General features: G+C 63.4%; 17 protein-coding genes and 1 tRNA gene. 6 read left to right on the plus strand and 12 right to left on the minus strand.

Annotated elements, in window-relative coordinates:
* Positions 1-3 precede the first annotated feature (3 nt).
* The 3 genes from gatC to YU3_RS0110830 form a co-directional block, all read right to left on the minus strand.
* Positions 4-291, minus strand: coding sequence for an Asp-tRNA(Asn)/Glu-tRNA(Gln) amidotransferase subunit GatC (gatC, locus tag YU3_RS0110815; protein WP_027166257.1), 288 nt, complete (start codon positions 289-291; stop codon positions 4-6).
* A 73-nt stretch (positions 292-364) separates the two neighbouring features.
* On the minus strand, positions 365-1,222 hold the full coding sequence (locus YU3_RS0110820) for a radical SAM protein (protein WP_051333914.1): 858 nt from the start codon (positions 1,220-1,222) through the stop codon (positions 365-367).
* Positions 1,223-1,331: 109 nt separating this feature from the next.
* Positions 1,332-2,039 (minus strand): metal-dependent hydrolase, encoded by a 708-nt coding sequence (locus YU3_RS0110830; protein ID WP_027166259.1) that lies wholly within the window; start codon positions 2,037-2,039, stop codon positions 1,332-1,334.
* A 117-nt stretch (positions 2,040-2,156) separates the two neighbouring features.
* On the opposite strand from YU3_RS0110830, the gene ruvX reads away from it, so the two are divergent.
* A complete protein-coding gene (gene ruvX, locus YU3_RS0110835; protein ID WP_027166260.1) occupies positions 2,157-2,639 on the plus strand; it encodes a Holliday junction resolvase RuvX in 483 nt (160 codons plus the stop codon).
* On the opposite strand, the gene YU3_RS0110840 is transcribed toward ruvX, so the two are convergent.
* The 3 genes from YU3_RS0110840 to YU3_RS0110850 form a co-directional block, all read right to left on the minus strand.
* Positions 2,581-2,922: a DUF6105 family protein gene (locus tag YU3_RS0110840; RefSeq protein ID WP_027166261.1), complete on the minus strand. Its 342-nt coding sequence runs from the start codon at positions 2,920-2,922 to the stop codon at positions 2,581-2,583. The two genes, ruvX and YU3_RS0110840, sit on opposite strands and share 59 nt — an antisense overlap.
* Positions 2,922-3,479: a hypothetical protein gene (locus YU3_RS0110845; RefSeq protein WP_027166262.1), complete on the minus strand. Its 558-nt coding sequence runs from the start codon at positions 3,477-3,479 to the stop codon at positions 2,922-2,924. Before YU3_RS0110845 ends, YU3_RS0110840 begins: the two co-directional genes overlap by 1 nt.
* 179 nt (positions 3,480-3,658) lie before the next feature.
* Positions 3,659-5,287 (minus strand): DNA alkylation response protein, encoded by a 1,629-nt coding sequence (locus YU3_RS0110850; RefSeq protein WP_027166263.1) that lies wholly within the window; start codon positions 5,285-5,287, stop codon positions 3,659-3,661.
* Between the two features lie 182 nt (positions 5,288-5,469).
* Here YU3_RS0110850 and YU3_RS0110855 point away from each other — a divergent pair, with 182 nt between their 5' ends.
* From YU3_RS0110855 to dprA, 4 genes are all read left to right on the plus strand, one after another.
* On the plus strand, positions 5,470-6,435 hold the full coding sequence (locus YU3_RS0110855; protein WP_027166264.1) for an aspartate carbamoyltransferase catalytic subunit: 966 nt from the start codon (positions 5,470-5,472) through the stop codon (positions 6,433-6,435).
* Positions 6,432-7,718: a dihydroorotase gene (locus tag YU3_RS0110860; protein WP_027166265.1), complete on the plus strand. Its 1,287-nt coding sequence runs from the start codon at positions 6,432-6,434 to the stop codon at positions 7,716-7,718. Before YU3_RS0110855 ends, YU3_RS0110860 begins: the two co-directional genes overlap by 4 nt.
* A gap of 172 nt (positions 7,719-7,890) precedes the next feature.
* Positions 7,891-8,472 (plus strand): glycerol-3-phosphate 1-O-acyltransferase PlsY, encoded by a 582-nt coding sequence (plsY, locus tag YU3_RS0110865; RefSeq protein ID WP_027166266.1) that lies wholly within the window; start codon positions 7,891-7,893, stop codon positions 8,470-8,472.
* Positions 8,469-9,596, plus strand: coding sequence for a DNA-processing protein DprA (dprA, locus tag YU3_RS0110870; protein WP_027166267.1), 1,128 nt, complete (start codon positions 8,469-8,471; stop codon positions 9,594-9,596). The genes plsY and dprA overlap by 4 nt, the downstream gene beginning before the upstream one ends.
* A 28-nt stretch (positions 9,597-9,624) precedes the next feature.
* On the opposite strand, the gene YU3_RS0110875 is transcribed toward dprA, so the two are convergent.
* The 3 genes from YU3_RS0110875 to YU3_RS0110885 all read right to left on the minus strand — a co-directional run bounded on the left by YU3_RS0110875 (position 9,625) and on the right by YU3_RS0110885 (position 11,273).
* On the minus strand, positions 9,625-10,770 hold the full coding sequence (locus YU3_RS0110875; RefSeq protein ID WP_027166268.1) for a hypothetical protein: 1,146 nt from the start codon (positions 10,768-10,770) through the stop codon (positions 9,625-9,627).
* 102 nt (positions 10,771-10,872) lie between these two features.
* On the minus strand, positions 10,873-11,073 hold the full coding sequence (locus YU3_RS0110880; protein ID WP_245273480.1) for a hypothetical protein: 201 nt from the start codon (positions 11,071-11,073) through the stop codon (positions 10,873-10,875).
* Between the two features lie 124 nt (positions 11,074-11,197).
* Positions 11,198-11,273 (minus strand) — tRNA-Lys (locus YU3_RS0110885).
* A gap of 407 nt (positions 11,274-11,680) precedes the next feature.
* Here YU3_RS0110885 and YU3_RS0110890 point away from each other — a divergent pair.
* Positions 11,681-12,142, plus strand: coding sequence for a BA14K family protein (locus tag YU3_RS0110890; protein WP_027166270.1), 462 nt, complete (start codon positions 11,681-11,683; stop codon positions 12,140-12,142).
* Positions 12,143-12,236: 94 nt separating this feature from the next.
* On the opposite strand, the gene YU3_RS0110895 is transcribed toward YU3_RS0110890, so the two are convergent.
* The 3 genes from YU3_RS0110895 to YU3_RS0110905 all read right to left on the minus strand — a co-directional run bounded on the left by YU3_RS0110895 (position 12,237) and on the right by YU3_RS0110905 (position 16,050).
* A complete protein-coding gene (locus tag YU3_RS0110895) occupies positions 12,237-12,713 on the minus strand; it encodes a DUF6882 domain-containing protein (RefSeq protein WP_027166271.1) in 477 nt (158 codons plus the stop codon).
* A gap of 24 nt (positions 12,714-12,737) precedes the next feature.
* Positions 12,738-14,231 (minus strand): glycerol kinase GlpK, encoded by a 1,494-nt coding sequence (glpK, locus tag YU3_RS0110900; protein ID WP_027166272.1) that lies wholly within the window; start codon positions 14,229-14,231, stop codon positions 12,738-12,740.
* A 91-nt stretch (positions 14,232-14,322) separates the two neighbouring features.
* Positions 14,323-16,050, minus strand: coding sequence for an ABC transporter substrate-binding protein (locus tag YU3_RS0110905; protein ID WP_027166273.1), 1,728 nt, complete (start codon positions 16,048-16,050; stop codon positions 14,323-14,325).
* Positions 16,051-16,081 lie beyond the last annotated feature (31 nt).

Raw genomic sequence — 16,081 nt, forward strand, 5'->3', positions numbered from 1 at the left:
GGCCTACTCCACCACCTTCGGAACGAGGAAGAAGTTCTCTTCCGTCGCCGGCGCGTTGGCGACGATGTCGGCGGCCTTGTTGCCGTCGGTGACGGCATCCTGGCGCTTCTTCATCTCCATCGGCGTGACCGAGGTCATCGGCTCGACGCCGGAGACATCGACCTCATTCAATTGCTCGACGAAGCCAAGGATGGCGTTCAATTCGCCGGTCATGCGCTCGGCGTCCTCCTCGCTCACCGCGATACGGGCAAGGCGCGCGACGCGCTTCACGGTCTGAAGATCAACGGACATGTTCTATTGCCTCGGGAAAACCAGTGCGGGCTATAGCGGCGCGGCGCTTGGCGCGCAACATGGATGATGCCGGTCAAGCCAGGGCGCCGGCGCGCGTCTTTGGCCGGCGTAGCGGCACCGGCAATTCGAAAGGCCGCTGCTTTGCCGGGCACATAGCGCAGGCCGCCTCATCTTCCAGCGCGGCAAATGCCGTCAGTTCGGCATCGGAACAGTTCGGTTCGAGCGGCTTGTAAGCCAGATACGGGTCCCATTTTTCGGAGAGGCGATACCGCGCCTTCTGCATCGGCAGATAAGCGAGCGGCGCGCATTTCCAGATCTGCCCATCGAGAAGCTGCTTGCAGTGGCGCGCCGGACAGATCTCCCAGCTTTTGCGCGCATCGCCGTCCTCGAAGGGCAGCATCGCATCACCGAAACCTTGGTAGCGGCGGGTCCAGTTCTTGGCCGCCGGCCGGATGTTGGCGACGAGCCCGTGATCGCGCCGCCAGTCCTCGAGCAGCGCAAAGACCGGTTTCAGCCGCTCCTGGTATTCGTCGGAATCATGGTGGACCGAGATGATCAGCCGGGCATCCGGGTCCACCGCAAGCACCGCCGGCAGCGACGGATGACGGTGCAGGAAGAACCCGTTGCTGACGATCTCTATCTGGGTTTTCGGCCAATGCCGCCGTACCAGGCCGACGAAACCGGGCAAATGCGGATGGATGGTCGGCTCGCCGCCAAGCAGCGAGAAACGGTTGACCGCAACCCTGCCGCTCCACAGGGCCATCCAGCGATCCGCCTCTTCAAGGGAGACCGTGCCGGCATGTCCATGGTTCGAATAATGCGAACAGCTTTCGCAAGCCAGGTTGCAGCCATGCGCGACATGCAGCTCCAGCTTCCGGAAGACCGGGCGCTCGCGCCGCAGGAACGGACCGATCAGCGCCGAAAGTGTCATGTCAAGGCAACGCCATGCCGTTCACTGCCGGCACGGGCGTCACCGCGACCAGCATCGAAACGCAAGGAGTTCGCCTCAACGCCATGGTTCTGTTCCAGATTCCCGGTGCCTAGATCGTGATCGCCTTGCCGATCTCCGGCAACGCCACCTTGACGCCCGAGCCTTCCATGCCGGCGACGAACTTGTCGGCTGTCTGGTCGATCATCGAGAAGGTGCCGAAGTGGCAGGGAACGACTGTATCGAAGCCGAAAAAGCGGCGGCAGGCAAGGGCCGCCACAGCGCCGCCCATGGTGAAGCGGTCGCCGATCGGCACGATGCCGATCTTCGGCTCGTGCAGCTCGTTGATGAGCCCCATGTCAGAGAAGATGTCGGTATCGCCCATGTGGTAGAGCGTCTTGTCTTCGGGGAAGTGCAGGACGAGGCCGCCCGGATTGCCGAGATAGGTGTTGGCGCCGCCTTCGCCGCCGAAAGACGACGAGTGCAGCGCTTGGACGAATGTCGTGGTGAACGGCCCGCAATCGACGGTGCCGCCGATATTGCCCGGATTGATCTTGTCGCCGCTGACACCCTGGCCGACGAGATACATGCAGATCTCGAAATTGGCGACCAGCATGGCGCCGCTTTTCTTCTGCACTTCGATCGCTCCGCTGACATGGTCGTTGTGGCCGTGGGTCAGAAGGATATGCGTGACGCCTTCCGCGGGTCCTTCCCAGCCGCCCGTCCAGGACGGGTTGCCGACCAGATAGGGGTCGATGAGGATGGTGGCGTCCTTGGTCTCGATGCGGAATGCCGAATGTCCGTACCAGGTCAGTTTCATGAATGCTTCCTCGATTTTTCTGTTGCCGGAAGATAGAACGCTGACGACAAATTGAAAGTGGCGCAGCGCTTCCCGCCGTCAAAAGGATGTGTAGCGCCTGGGTGTCAGAGGAAGCCGGTGGCCGTTATTTCGATCGAAGCACTGCCGGAGCTACTTGCCGGCGGCAAGACGCTCGCCGGGCTCGATCTCGGCGACAAGACGATCGGCGTAGCGGTTTCCGATCGCGGGCTGTCCTTTGCCCATCCGCGCCCGGTCATCCTGCGCAAGAAGTTTTCGCTCGATGCCGCCCGGCTGCTCGCTCAGCTTGAGAAGGACAATGTCGGCGCGATCGTGCTCGGCCTTCCTGTCAACATGGATGGTTCGGAAGGGCCGCGTGCGCAAAAATCCCGCGCCTTCGCCCGCAACATGGCCACGCTTTCCGACCTGCCCTTTGTGCTGTGGGACGAGCGGCTGTCGACGGTGGCAGTGGAACGCACGCTGATCGAAATGGATTTCTCGCGCAAGAAACGCGCCGGCAAGATCGATTCGGCGGCTGCCGCCTTTATTCTGCAGGGAGCCCTGGACCGGCTTCAGTCGCTCGACCGGGGCGATCTTCGCTGACATTGCCGTGACGGCGCTGCCTGATCCATTCGGCGATGTTGCGACGGCGGCGGAAGGCCCACAGCCCCATGAGCAGGAAAAAGTCAAAGATGCAGGTCCGCGCCACCATGCCCGGGATGATTGCCGGATCGATGCCGAGCATCTGGCCATAGAGCTGGAAGACGAAATCGTGCAGCTGGCGGCTCAGCATCACATAGCCGAAATTCATGTCGTTGGCCGACAGGTAGAACCAGCCCCAGAAGATCGCCATCGGAGCGGCCCAGAGTGCGAACAGCGTGCGCATCAGCGGCTGCCTCCAGGCTTGTTTTCCGGGCGGCCGGATATGCGCGAAAGAAGCGAACTGTGCGCGGCGCCCATCGCCATGCGCGCGGCGGCGCGAACATCGCCCTCGGGCAAATTCATAGCAGCGAAGGCGGACCGGCGTTCGGCCTGCACCGCGACATAGGAAGCAAGCAGCGCCGTCATCTGGACGGCGACGATCATGAACAGGCCGTTGACGCCTTGCGCCACGCCACCGATGAGGATCAGCGAAAGCAGGAACGACGCGCAAATGAAGGCAATCCGCGCCACGCTTTCACCCGCGTCCGGCCTTGCCGCCGCGTTCAGCACCGTTTCGACGAAGGCCCAGCAGAACAACACAGCGACTGTCAGGAGCGCGATCGACAGCGGCGCAATCACGGCAACATTTTCAAACTCGGGAAACCGGCTGCCCTGGATTGAGAGGCCGAGCACGCCAAGCGCGGTCGCTATGCCACGGCTGCCGTCAATGCAGATATAGGCAAGCAGGGCGAAAACCACCGCCCAATGCAAGGCCAGAACTGAGCTCAACACGTGCCGCATGCGCTTCCCGCTTGGCGGAGCCCGGGAGGTCATGGTTAACCTTTCCCTACTCCGGCAAGCGGAGATTGGGCTTTGCAACGGTCCGCCGCAATGGAAACCATTCGTTAAGGTTAACGGCTGTCCACAGATCGGCAATCCGGCCTTTGGATCATGCTCTATCTCTTTGGTTTAGAGCCGGATCAGGTCACCGGCGGATAGAGCGTGTCGATGATCATGCGGGCATCGTGGCGCGAATCAAGCATGCCGTAGGTCGTGCGCCACTGGCCGCCGAGCCGAGTTTCGACAAAGGCATCAGCGATCCGCCCTGCCCCCAGCCTGCGAAGCTCCGCCGCGGCGGCCGACAGCGCCAGCTGTTCGGTGAGCAGGCGCGCCGAACCCTGGTCGGTCGCCGCCACCTGCATTGCCGCCTTGAGCACGCTGATGGTGCCGCGCCCACCCGTGCCGAGGTCGCGGTCGATGCCGGTGAGCACCTCCTCGAACAGGCCGGGCGCGCGGCCAAGCACGCGCAACACGTCCAGCGCCATGACGTTGCCCGAGCCTTCCCAGATCGCGTTGACCGGCGCCTCGCGATAGTAGCGGGCGAGCGGTGCTTCCTCGACATAGCCGTTGCCGCCAAGGCACTCCATCGCCTCGTAAAGCAGCTGCGGCGCGATCTTGCAGACCCAGTATTTGACAACCGGCGTCATGGCGCGGGCAAAGGCCGCCTCGCCGCGATCGCTCGCAGCCTCGTCGAAAGAGCGCGCCAGCCGGAACGACAGCGCCGTGGCCGCGGCGACGTCGAGAGCCATGTCGGCCAGAACCCGCTGCATCAACGGCTGGTCGATCAGGGTCGAACCGAACACCTGGCGGTGGCGCGTATGGTGAACAGCCTCGGCGAGGCCGGCCCGCATAAGCGCCGATGAAGCGACCGCGCAGTCGAGCCTGGTCAGCGTAACCATATCCATGATCGTCTTTACGCCGGCACCCGGGTCGCCGACCATCTCGCCGATCGCATTGACGAACTCGACCTCCGACGAGGCGTTCGAGCGGTTGCCGAGCTTGTCCTTCAGCCGCTGGAAGCGGAAGCCATTGCCGGAACCGTCGCCCAGGATGCGCGGGACGAGAAAGCACGACAGTCCCTCAGTTGCCTGGCCGAGCACCAGGAAGGCGTCCGACATCGGCGCCGACATGAACCATTTGTGGCCGCTCAACCGGTAAAAGCCGCTGCCGGTACGCTCGGCCCTTGTGGTGTTGGCGCGCACATCGGTGCCGCCCTGCTTCTCGGTCATACCCATGCCGAGCGTCAGCCCGGTCTTCTGCACCGGCGGCTTCTGCGTCTGGTCGTATTTGCGCGTCGTCACGCGCGGCGCCCATTCGCGAAAAAGTTTCGGGCTTGCCATCAAGGCCGCCAGCGAGGCGCTGGTCATGGTGATGGGGCAAAGATGCCCGGTCTCGAGTTCTGCTGTCAGATAAAAGCGTGCCGCCCTCACCTGGTGGCGGCGGCCGATCTCGGCATCGCCATTCTCCCACACCGAAGAATGCAGGCCGCCGGCAATCGAGCGGCGCATCAAGGCGTGATAGGCCGGATGGTACTCGACCAGGTCGAGGCGCCGGCCCTGACGGTCATGAGTCTTCAATTTCGGCGTGTCGGTGTTGGCGAGGCGGGCGAGCTCCTGCGCCTCCTGCGTCACCACGAACCGGCCAAGCCCGTCGAGATCCTTGCGCACGGGATCGGAAAAACGCTCGGCGAGCTGGATGAGCAACGGATCGCCCCGCCATGCATTGCCGCCCGTCAACGGCGGCGGCTGGTTGATCACCTCGTCGGTCACGCCCAATCCTTCAGTTGGCAGAAAGGTCCTTACGTCCCAAGGCCACGATCTCGAATCCGGGGCCATCCGGCCTTATAACCCAAGCGTTGTGGCGCGCGCGATGAAAATACCGGGGAGAACGCCCACAATCCAAAGCTGGCGCTTGCGGCAGGCCGGACCGCGCCCTATAGCAGCGCCTTGAGATGACCGACGCTTCGTCCCTGCCGCTCTTTCCTCACCGCCATCTTCTGGGTATCCGCGATCTTTCCCCCGCCGATATCGAGCTGCTGCTCGATCGCGCCGACCGTGCCGTGGCGATCTCGCGCCAGCCGGAAAAGAAGACCTCGACGCTGCGCGGCCGCACCCAGATCAACCTGTTCTACGAAGCATCGACCCGCACGCAGTCGTCCTTCGAGCTGGCCGGCAAGAGGCTCGGGGCCGACGTGATGAACATGCCGGTGGCAAGCTCCTCGGTGAAGAAGGGCGAGACGCTGATCGATACGGCGATGACCCTCAACGCCATGCGGCCGGACATCCTGATCATCCGCCACCAATCGGCGGGCGCGGCTGCCCTGCTGGCCCAGAAGGTCGGCTGCTCGGTGATCAATGCCGGCGACGGCGCGCATGAGCATCCGACGCAGGCGCTGCTCGACGCGCTGACCATCCGCCGCGCCAAGGGGCCGCTGTCCAAGCTGATCGTGGCGATCTGCGGCGACATCCTGCATTCGCGCGTCGCCCGCTCCAACATCATGCTCTTGAACGCGCTCGGCGCGCAGGTGCGTGTCGTCGCGCCCTCGACGCTTTTGCCTTCAGGCATCGACAGGATGGGCGTGATCGTCTCACGCTCGATGGCCGAGGGCCTTAAGGACGCCGACGTCGTGATGATGCTGCGCCTGCAGCGCGAGCGCATGGAAGGCGCTTTCGTGCCGTCGATCCGTGAATATTTCCACTATTTCGGCCTCGATGCCGAGAAGCTGAAAGCCGCCAAGCCCGATGCGCTGGTCATGCATCCCGGCCCGATGAACCGCGGCGTCGAGATCGCCTCTGAAATCGCCGACGGACCGCAAAGCGTCATCCAGGAACAGGTGGAGATGGGCGTCGCCGTGCGCATGGCCGTAATGGAAGCGCTGCTCGACCCGCGCCGTAATCATGAGGGGCGCGGCGCATGAGCGTGACGGTCTTCAGCAAGGCGCACATTGTCGACCCCTCGCGCGGCGTCGACGAGATTGGCAGCGTCATCGTCGACGGCCGCAAGATCGTCGCGGCCGGCAAGGCTGCATTGAACCAGGGCGCCCCGGAAGGCGCCACGATCGTCGACTGCGCCGGCAAGACGATCGTTCCGGGCCTTGTCGACGCGCGCGTCTTCATCGGCGAACCCGGCGGCGAGCATCGCGAAACCATCGCGTCGGCAAGTGTGGCCGCGGCGGCCGGCGGCGTCACTTCCATCGTCATGATGCCCGACACCGATCCGGTGATCGACAATGTGGCGCTGGTCGAATTCGTGCTGCGCACCGCCAGGGACACGGCAAGCGTCAACATCTTCCCGGCGGCCGCGATCACCAAGGGCCTCGAAGGCCGTGAGATGACCGAATTCGGCCTGCTGCGCGAAGCCGGCGCCGTCGCCTACACCGACGGCCGCCACACGATCGGCAACGCGCTGGTGATGCGCCGCGCGCTGACCTACGCCCGCGATTTCGGCGGTGTCATAGCGCACGAAACCCAGGACCCCGACCTCGCCTCATCCGGCGTGATGAACGAAGGGCTCTACGCGAGCTGGCTCGGCCTGTCGGGCATTCCGCGCGAGGCGGAACTCATCCCGCTTGAACGCGACCTGGCGTTGGCCCGGCTGACCGGCGGTGCCTATCACGCCGCCAAGATCTCGTCCGCGATGGCGGCCGGCGCGGTGAACCGGGCAAAGACGGATGGCGCCAATGTCACGGCCGGCGTTGCCATCCACAACCTTTCGCTCAACGAGAACGATGTCGGCGAATACCGCACCTTCTTCCGGCTGACCCCGCCCTTGCGCGCCGAGGACGACCGGCTGGCGATGATCGAGGCGATCAAGGACGGCACGATAGACATCATCGTCTCCTCGCACGACCCGCAGGACGTCGACACCAAGCGCCTGCCCTTCGCCGATGCCGCCGCCGGCGCCATCGGGCTGGAGACGCTGCTTGGCGCGGCACTTCGGCTCTACCACAATGGCGATGTGCCGCTGCTCAGGCTGATCGAGACGCTGTCGACGGCACCGGCAAGACTGTTCGGCCTGCCGGGCGGCACGCTGAAGCCTGGCGCGCCGGCCGATCTCGCCGTCATCGACATCGACGAGCCCTGGATCGTCAGCGAAAGCGGTCTGCGGTCGCGTTCGAAGAACACCTGCTTCGAAGGCGCGCGCCTGCAGGGCAAGGTCTTGCAAACGATGGTTGCGGGCCGCACAGTGTTTTCTGCATAGACCACCCATCGCGTTGAGCCCGAGCCTGTCCGGCACGGAGTTGCTTGGCGAACCTCCCGACTCTACCATTATGACCAACTGATGCCCGAGCAGAGTCGGTTCTCTTGCAAACTAGGATTGCATCACGCACAGTGAATCAATCATAGGGCGAGCGAAAGAATATGGGGGAAACATGATTTACGTGATCGCGCTCGTCTTCGGCTATCTGCTCGGCTCGATCCCGTTCGGGCTGCTGATCACCCGCGCGGCCGGTCTCGGCGACGTGCGCAACATCGGCTCCGGCAATATCGGCGCAACCAATGTGCTGAGGACGGGCAACAAGGGCCTTGCCGCCGCCACGCTGCTGCTTGATGCGCTGAAAGGCACGGCGGCCGCCCTGATCGCCGGGCATTTTTCGTCTGATTTCGGGCTTCTGGCCGGCTTCGGCGCGTTCCTCGGCCATCTCTTCCCGGTGTGGCTCGGCTTCAAGGGCGGCAAGGGCGTGGCAACCTATCTCGGCGTGCTGCTCGGACTTGCCTGGCAGGGCATGCTTGTCTTCGCCGTCGTCTGGCTCGCCATGGCCTTCCTGTTCCGCTATTCGTCGCTCGCGGCGCTGACGGCAGCGGTGGTCGTGCCCGTCGCGCTCTATTTCGTCAGCACGCCGCAGATCGCCGGCCTCTTCGCGCTGATGAGCCTGATCGTCTTCATCAAGCATCGCGCCAACATCTCGAGGCTTCTCGCCGGTACCGAGGGCAAGATCGGGGCGAAGGGATGAGCGCGCCCGCCGCCGGCCCGCGCCTCAGCGACCGGCAGCGGCTTGCCTGGCTCCGCCTGATCCGCACGCCCAATGTCGGCCCTGCTTCTTTTCGCGAACTGATCAATCGTTTTGGCTCGGCCGAAGCCGCGCTCGAAATGCTGCCCGAGCTGATGATTTCCGGCGGCGCCAATCGTATCGTGCGCGTCCCCTCCATCGCCGAAGCCGAGGTCGAACTGGACGCCGCCCGGCGCGCCGGCGCCCGCTTCGTCGGCATCGGAGAAGCCGACTATCCGCCCTTGCTGAAGACACTGGACAACCCGCCTCCGCTGCTCGCGGTCAAAGGCGAAGGCGCGGTCTTCCGCTTGCCGGCGGTGGCGATCGTCGGTGCCCGCAACGCCTCGCTTGCCGGCATCAAGATGGCGCGCATGCTGGCGGCCGACCTCGGCCGCGACGGCTACGCCATCGTCTCCGGCCTGGCGCGCGGCATCGACACGGCCGCGCATAAGGGGAGCGTCTCGACCGGCACGATCGGCGTGCTGGCCGGCGGGCTCGATGTCCCCTACCCGCCCGAGAATGCCGCCCTATGCGACGAGATCGCCGACCGCGGCGGCGCCATCGTTTCGGAGATGCCGTTCGGCTGGCAGCCGCGCGCCCAGGATTTTCCGCGCCGCAACCGCTTGGTCGCCGGCATGGCGCTTGGCCTGGTGGTTGTCGAGGCGGCGCAGCGCTCCGGCTCGCTGATCAGCGCCCGCCTCGCCAACGAGATGGGCCGGCTGGTCTTCGCCGTGCCGGGCTCGCCGCTCGACCCGCGCGCCGCCGGCTGCAACGCGCTGCTCAAGGACGGCGTCACGCTCGTCACCGAAGCTGCCGACGTGCTCGGCGCGCTGGCGCCGCTTGCCGGCACCCGTCCGCCAAGAACCGCGCCGCTTGCCGAGGCGCCCGACATGTCGGCCATGCCGCCGCCCGCTGAAAGCGAGCGCGCCGATGTGCTGGAAGCGCTTGGACCCACGCCGGTCGCGGTGGACGACATCATCCGCCATACGGGATTGAGCGCCGCACAGATCGCTATGGTGCTTCTGGAACTGGACCTCGCCGGACGGCTCGAGCGCCACGCCGGCGGGAATGTTTCGCTGGTCGCGTGACCTGCGGCATCAGCTCCGAGTTCAGATCTTACCGGAACAAATATTTCGACACTTCCGGATTGCCGCGGCGCCACATGACATTGTCCAGAAAATAGTGGTGCACGTTGATGAAGATCAGCACGATGAAGAAGAACAGCGAGGAGCCGAGGACTTGGCTGTCGTACGGGATCAGGGCGGTCAGCACGAACGGGATCAGCCAGAAGCCGAGATAGCCAAGGGCCGCTCCCCCGATGACGAATCCCAGCACCCGCAGCCGGTAACGCGGCCCGAATACCGATAGTATTTTCGGCTCCGGCTCCCGCGCGGCATCCTCGACGTCACGCTCGACATTGGTCTGGTAGCGCCAGACCACGGCAAGGTATTGCAGCGAGTGGAGAGCCGGGACCACAAGCAGCCAGAGCGGGTTTATCCTCGCAATCAGGATCCAGAGATAGAGCGAGGCGACATAGGCCACGATGCCATTGTAAGGCAGGCCGCCGCCATTTCTTCGCCAGCGGTTGACCAGCATCAAAAGCGTGGCCACCGTCGATCCGACGGCCGCCAGCACGGCGATGTCGGTGATCCAGGATGGCGCCGCGAAGGTGTAATATTGAAGGCCGTAATACTGCCCCCGCGTCACTGCCGTGTTCGTCTGCAGCCAGGCCAGGATCCACACTGCGTAGCTGTTGACCAGCAGCACTTTCTTGTCCCGGCCATCGAAGAATTTGCGCTTCAGCACGGCGTCGACCATCAGCATGCCGTAGCCTTGCTTGACGTAATGCCAGCCGACGAAGAAGAACATGGCGTTGGCCGCAAATCCGAGCAGCCGCGTATTCGACGTCGCCGCGCCGTAGGCAAAGAACAAGGCCATGACCGCCGGAACAATGATTCCGGCGAAAAAGTAGCGAAGCTGCAGGCTCCTGTCGTAGCCGTCGCCACGCACCTTGCGGCCGAAATTGCGATAAAAAATCTGGTAGGAATGGGCGAAGTGCGGATAGTTCACCCCATAGGCCACAACGACCATCGTCGCGGCCAACGGGCCTTCATAGTCGCGCGGCACCAAGAACAGCACCGGCAGGATCAGAAAAGCGCTGCCCCCCAGCATGAGGAAATCGGCGACCGGACCGAAGAGATATCTGCCGGGCGGCGTCGCCGCCTTGCGGGCACGGGCATCTACCGAAAGGTCAAGTGTCATCCTGGAGCCTCCTTCGGAGGCCCCGAGTTTAACCACGACCCTGTCCATGGACAAGGTTGCGTCGGTCGTGCTTGGCCGATTGGAAAAGTCACGCCGTCAGCCTTAGGCAGTGGGAGCGATCTTCATCAGCCGCTTTCTGGCCTCAGCCACTCGCCTTTGTTCCGACCTTATCCGGCCGCACAGCGCAAGGTTGATCCCGACGCCACAGGCTTCGTCCAGCATTTCTTTTGCGTGATTGAGCGAAATCTCTGCGCGCTTGACGCGCTGCCTGGCCCTGGCCAGTTCCAAGTTCAGTACGTCCACTGTCCGCATCCTGAATTACGGTCCCTTCGAACGGGGAACTGCCGCGGATGGCCTTTGGTTCCATCCGGATTTGGAAGCCTTAATAGATTTGATCTTGGTATCTATTTGATTTTTTTTGGATAATTGGTGAGCGCGATGGGATTCGAACCCATGACCTACTGATTAAAAGTCAGTTGCTCTACCGGCTGAGCTACGCGCTCCCGCAGGCTCGAAACGCCGCCCTTGAAAGTGCGCGGAACATAGGGAGAGTGCCGCGGCCGGTCAACCGGAAAAAGATGGCCTGCAAATCCTGCTTTTTCGCGACCTCAAGGTCCCTTCTAACCGTTCGTGGAAACGCCCGACAGTCCTCCGCCAGGAGCCGAAAATGGCCCCACGGCAAGGCCGGAAGGGAGACGCTTCGGTCGCGTGCGTGGCGTTGATCAGCTTCACGCGACGCACTTTAAGCTCTTGTTTTCATGCATGTTATTACCCAGGCCCGCCGCGCTCCATTGGACGGGATCCGGCAAGATGACTTGAACGGCGGCTTGGCGTTTTGGCGGAACAATTGCAACCGCTGCCCGTTTTTTCTCGCACAGAGGACGGCAACCAACCCTTCAAGGAGAAGATCATGAACAAGATCGCATCGGGTCTGTTGGCAACCGTGCTATCGGCTTCGTTCGCAGCGGCGGAGATCGTGCCCGTCAACGCCCAGCCGAACTATGTGCCGCAGAGCCAGGACCTCTCGAATATCCAGACCGTGCAATACCAGGACTGGCGGAAGCGCCGTGGTTTCAATCGCTCCCGTGAAGGCATGTATTCCCGCAACGGCGCCATGTACTGGCGCGGCCATCGCGGCTATCGCGAATATCACCGCGGTTATCGCCGCCATGGCGACTATTGGTTCCCGCTGGCTGCTTTCGCCACCGGCGCGCTGATCACCGGCGCCATCGTCAACAGTGAGAGCAACCGCGTGTACCGCGGCAACTCGCATGTCCAATGGTGCTATGACCGGTACCGTTCGTATCGCGCCTCGGACAACACTTTCCAGCCTAACAACGGCCCGCGTCAGGAGTGCGTCTCGCCCTACTGACGGCCTCCAGTCAGTACCCAGGGTCGTTGAGAGAGCCCGTGCCTCGAGGCACGGGCTTTCTCGTTTGATTTCGCGTCGCAGCGCCAAGGCTGGATCAGGTCGCCCATCGTATGTTCTTGAAAACCAGATACAACGCTCCGCCTTCGCCCCGCGGGGAGCGGTAAGCCCCGAGCGCATTGCAAACACGAACCATCGCCGCGGTCAGTTCCCAGCCGAGCGCCTCCAGGTCACCGCTCGTATCGATCACGTATGCCTGTGCCAGGTCGTCTATGCTCTTTTCCTCACCGAAGGACCGAACCAGCTTCGCGTCGCCGAGAAGGTCGCCCGGCAAGTTGGAATTGGCCCAAGCCCATAGCCAGTTGTCGGCCTTGGCGCTGGTGGAGCCCGCAATCTGGATTTTTGAAACGACCTTGACGCCACCCTGGTCGGAGAACACCAGATTTCCGGCCGTCAAGTCGTAGTCATAGCGCGACCAACTGCCGAGACGGAAATCCTTCTCCAGGCGCGCGTTCTTGGCGGTGAGCTGTTCGAAGGCCTCATCACGCCAGTCAGGATACCAATCCGGTTGCATTCCCCTCGCCCGGTCCAGCAAACGCTATTGCACACTCAATGTCCGTCGCACCGCATCGCGCCAACCTGCCAGCTTTGCCGAGCGTGTGGAAGCGTCCATCTCCGGCTTGAAGCGCCGTTCGAGCGCCCAGCTCCTGGCGAATTCCTTTGCCTTCGGCCACACGCCCGCCTTGGAGCCAGCGAGCCATGCGGCACCCAAGGCTGTCGTCTCCAGGATCGTCGGGCGGTCGACCGGCGCATCGAGAATGTCGGCGAGCCGCTGCATGGTCCAGTCGGAAGCCACCATGCCGCCATCGACGCGAAGCACCGTCTTGGCCGAGGCGCCTTTCCAGTCCTTGCGCATTGCGTCGAGCAGGTCGCGCGTCTGGAAGGCGACGGATTCAAGTGCGGCGCGCGCAAATTCCGCCGGGCCTGAATTGCGCGTCAGGCCGAAGATGGCGCCGCGGGCATCCGCGTCCCAATGCGGCGCGCCAAGGCCGACGAAGGCCGGCACCAGATAGACTTGTTGCGTCGGGTCGGCGGTCGCCGCCAAGGCGCCACTCTGCTCGGCTTTGCCGATGACCTTGATGCCGTCACGCAGCCACTGCACGGCGGCGCCCGCAATGAAGATCGAGCCCTCCAGCGCATAGGTGGTCTTGCCGTTCAGCCGGTAGGCGATGGTGGTGAGCAGCCTGTTTTTCGAGCGCACCAGGTCGGCACCCGTGTTGAGCAGCGCGAAGCAGCCGGTGCCGTAGGTGGATTTCATCATGCCGGGTTCGAAGCAGGCTTGGCCGATGGTGGCCGCATGCTGGTCGCCGGCGACGCCGAGGATGCGCATCTCGGTCCCGAAAAGGCTCTTTTCGGTGACGCCGAAATCATCGGCGCAATCCTTCACCTGCGGCAGGATCGCGGCCGGTATGTTCAGGATCGAGAGCAGCTCGTCGTCCCAGACGTTCTTCTCGATGTTGTAGACCAGCGTGCGCGAGGCATTGGTGGCGTCGGTGGCGTGCACCTTGCCGCCCGTTAGCCGCCAGATGAGAAAACTATCGATGGTGCCGGCGAGCAATTCGCCCTTCTCGGCACGCTTCCTCGCGCCTTTCACCTTGTCCAGCATCCAGGCGATCTTGGTGCCGGAGAAATAGGGATCGAGCAGCAGGCCGGTCTTCTTCGTGAATGTCTTCTCCAGCCCTTGCTTTTTCAGCTTTTGGCAAAGCGATGCCGTGCGCCTGTCCTGCCAGACAATGGCGTTGTGGATCGGCCCGCCCGTCGCCTTGTCCCAGATGACCACCGTCTCGCGCTGGTTGGTGATGCCGATCGCCGCCACATCCGATGCCGTGCGGCCGGCGGCCTTCAGGGCCGCTTTCACCGTGGCGAGAACACTCACCCAGATGTCTTCCGGGTCATGCTCGACCCAGCCGGAGGCCGGATAATGCTGCGTGAATTCCTGCTGGCCGGTGCCGGCGACTTTCATCTTGTCGTCGAACAGGATCGCCCGGGTCGATGTCGTTCCCTGGTCGATGGCCAGCACAAAACCGCTCATTCCGCTTCCTCCACTCCTCATGCAACAGGGGAGACGGCAAAGCCGCCTCCCCCGCATTTCTTACGCGGGCGAGCCCGCCCACGTCATGCAGTTACTTCTGCCAGCTCTTGACCAGTTCGTCATAGTTGACGGTGATCGGCTTTTCCTTCTCGTTCTCGATCTTCAGCTGAGGAGCGAGATTGCCTTTCTTGACCGCGTCGGCGTTCCAGTAGGCCAGGTCATGCTCTTCGGCCATCTTCGGGCCGATATCGCCCTGGACGCCCGATTTCTCGATGCGGGTCATGACCTTTTCCTGCTCGGCGCAGAGCGAGTCCATTGCTTCCTGCGCCGTCTTGGCGCCCGACGACGCGTCGCCGATCGCCTGCCACCAGAGCTGAGCCAGCTTCGGATAGTCGGGCACGTTGGTGCCGGTCGGCGACCACTGGACGCGGGCCGGCGAACGATAGAACTCGATCAGACCGCCGAGCTTCGGAGCGCGCTCGGTGAAGCTCTTGTCATGGATCGTGCTCTCGCGGATGAAGGTCAAGCCGACATGGCTCTTCTTCACGTCGACCGTCTTCGAGGTGACGAACTGCGCATAGAGCCAGGCGGCCTTGGCGCGATCGTCCGGCGTCGACTTCATCAGCGTCCAGGAACCCACGTCCTGGTAGCCGAGCTTCATGCCGTCCTTCCAGTAGACGCCGTGCGGCGACGGCGCCATGCGCCACTTCGGCGTGCCGTCGTCGTTCAGCACCGCTTTGGCGCCGGCATCGACCATCGAAGCGGTGAAGGCGGTGTACCAGAAGATCTGCTGTGCGACCGCGCCCTGCGCCGGCACCGGGCCGGATTCGGAGAAGGTCATACCCTGGGCTTCGGCCGGTGCGTAGGCCTTCAGCCAGTCGAGGTACTTCTGGATCGAGTAGACGGCGGCCGGGCCGTTGGTGTCGCCGCCGCGCGCGGTGCAGGAGCCGACAGGACGCGAATTCTCGTCGACCTTGATGCCCCATTCGTCGACGGGCAGACCGTTCGGAATGCCTTTGTCGCCATTGCCGGCCATGGACAGCCAGGCGTCGGTGAACCGCCAGCCGAGCGACGGGTCCTTCTTGCCGTAGTCCATGTGGCCATAGACCTTCTTGCCGTCGATCTCGCGGCCGGTGAAGAACTCGGCGATGTCCTCATAAGCCGACCAGTTGACGGGAACACCGAGGTCGTAGCCGTATTTGGCCTTGAAGTCGGCCTTGTTCTTCTCGTCGTTGAACCAGTCGTAGCGGAACCAATAGAGGTTCGCGAACTGCTGGTCGGGCAGCTGATAGAGCTTCTTGTCGGGCGCCGTCGTGAACGAGGTGCCGATGAAATCCTTCAGGTCGAGGTTCGGATTGGTGACATCCTTGCCCTCGTTCGCCATCCAGTCGGTCAGGTTGCGCACTTGCTGGTAGCGCCAGTGCGTGCCGATCAGGTCGGAGTCGTTGACCCAGCCGTCATAAAGGTTCTGGCCGGTCTGCATCTGGGTCTGGATCTTCTCGACGACGTCGCCCTCCTGGATGACGTCATGCGTGACCTTGATGCCGGTGATGGCGGAGAAGGCCGGTGCCAGCACCTGTGACTCGTACTGATGGGTGGCGATGGTTTCCGACACGACCTTGATGTCCATGCCGGCGAACGGCTTGGCTGCGTCGATGAACCACTGCATTTCCTTTTCCTGGTCGGCGCGTGAAAGCGTCGACAGGTCACCTATCTCCTTGTCGAGAAAGGCTTTTGCCTCGTCCATTCCGGCATAGGCGTGACCCGCTCCGACCAATAGGGCAAGGGCGGTCGTCGATATTAGAAATTGCCGTCGCATGTGTCTCCTCCAGACTTTCGGTTTCAAGTTC

This window comes from Mesorhizobium sp. WSM3224 (genome assembly GCF_000427725.1).
Taxonomy (GTDB): Bacteria; Pseudomonadota; Alphaproteobacteria; order Rhizobiales; family Rhizobiaceae; genus Mesorhizobium.

Coding starts and splice junctions, on each gene's coding strand:
- YU3_RS0110905 (WP_027166273.1), bottom strand. CDS start 16,050: ATGCGACGGCAATTTCTAATATCGACGACCGCCCTTGCCCTATTGGTC.
- YU3_RS0110875 (WP_027166268.1), bottom strand. CDS start 10,770: ATGACACTTGACCTTTCGGTAGATGCCCGTGCCCGCAAGGCGGCGACG.
- YU3_RS0110860 (WP_027166265.1), top strand. CDS start 6,432: ATGAGCGTGACGGTCTTCAGCAAGGCGCACATTGTCGACCCCTCGCGC.
- YU3_RS0110840 (WP_027166261.1), bottom strand. CDS start 2,922: ATGCGCACGCTGTTCGCACTCTGGGCCGCTCCGATGGCGATCTTCTGG.
- YU3_RS0110855 (WP_027166264.1), top strand. CDS start 5,470: ATGACCGACGCTTCGTCCCTGCCGCTCTTTCCTCACCGCCATCTTCTG.
- dprA (WP_027166267.1), top strand. CDS start 8,469: ATGAGCGCGCCCGCCGCCGGCCCGCGCCTCAGCGACCGGCAGCGGCTT.
- plsY (WP_027166266.1), top strand. CDS start 7,891: ATGATTTACGTGATCGCGCTCGTCTTCGGCTATCTGCTCGGCTCGATC.
- YU3_RS0110830 (WP_027166259.1), bottom strand. CDS start 2,039: ATGAAACTGACCTGGTACGGACATTCGGCATTCCGCATCGAGACCAAG.
- YU3_RS0110890 (WP_027166270.1), top strand. CDS start 11,681: ATGAACAAGATCGCATCGGGTCTGTTGGCAACCGTGCTATCGGCTTCG.
- YU3_RS0110820 (WP_051333914.1), bottom strand. CDS start 1,222: ATGACACTTTCGGCGCTGATCGGTCCGTTCCTGCGGCGCGAGCGCCCG.
- YU3_RS0110895 (WP_027166271.1), bottom strand. CDS start 12,713: ATGCAACCGGATTGGTATCCTGACTGGCGTGATGAGGCCTTCGAACAG.
- gatC (WP_027166257.1), bottom strand. CDS start 291: ATGTCCGTTGATCTTCAGACCGTGAAGCGCGTCGCGCGCCTTGCCCGT.
- YU3_RS0110845 (WP_027166262.1), bottom strand. CDS start 3,479: ATGCGGCACGTGTTGAGCTCAGTTCTGGCCTTGCATTGGGCGGTGGTT.
- glpK (WP_027166272.1), bottom strand. CDS start 14,231: ATGAGCGGTTTTGTGCTGGCCATCGACCAGGGAACGACATCGACCCGG.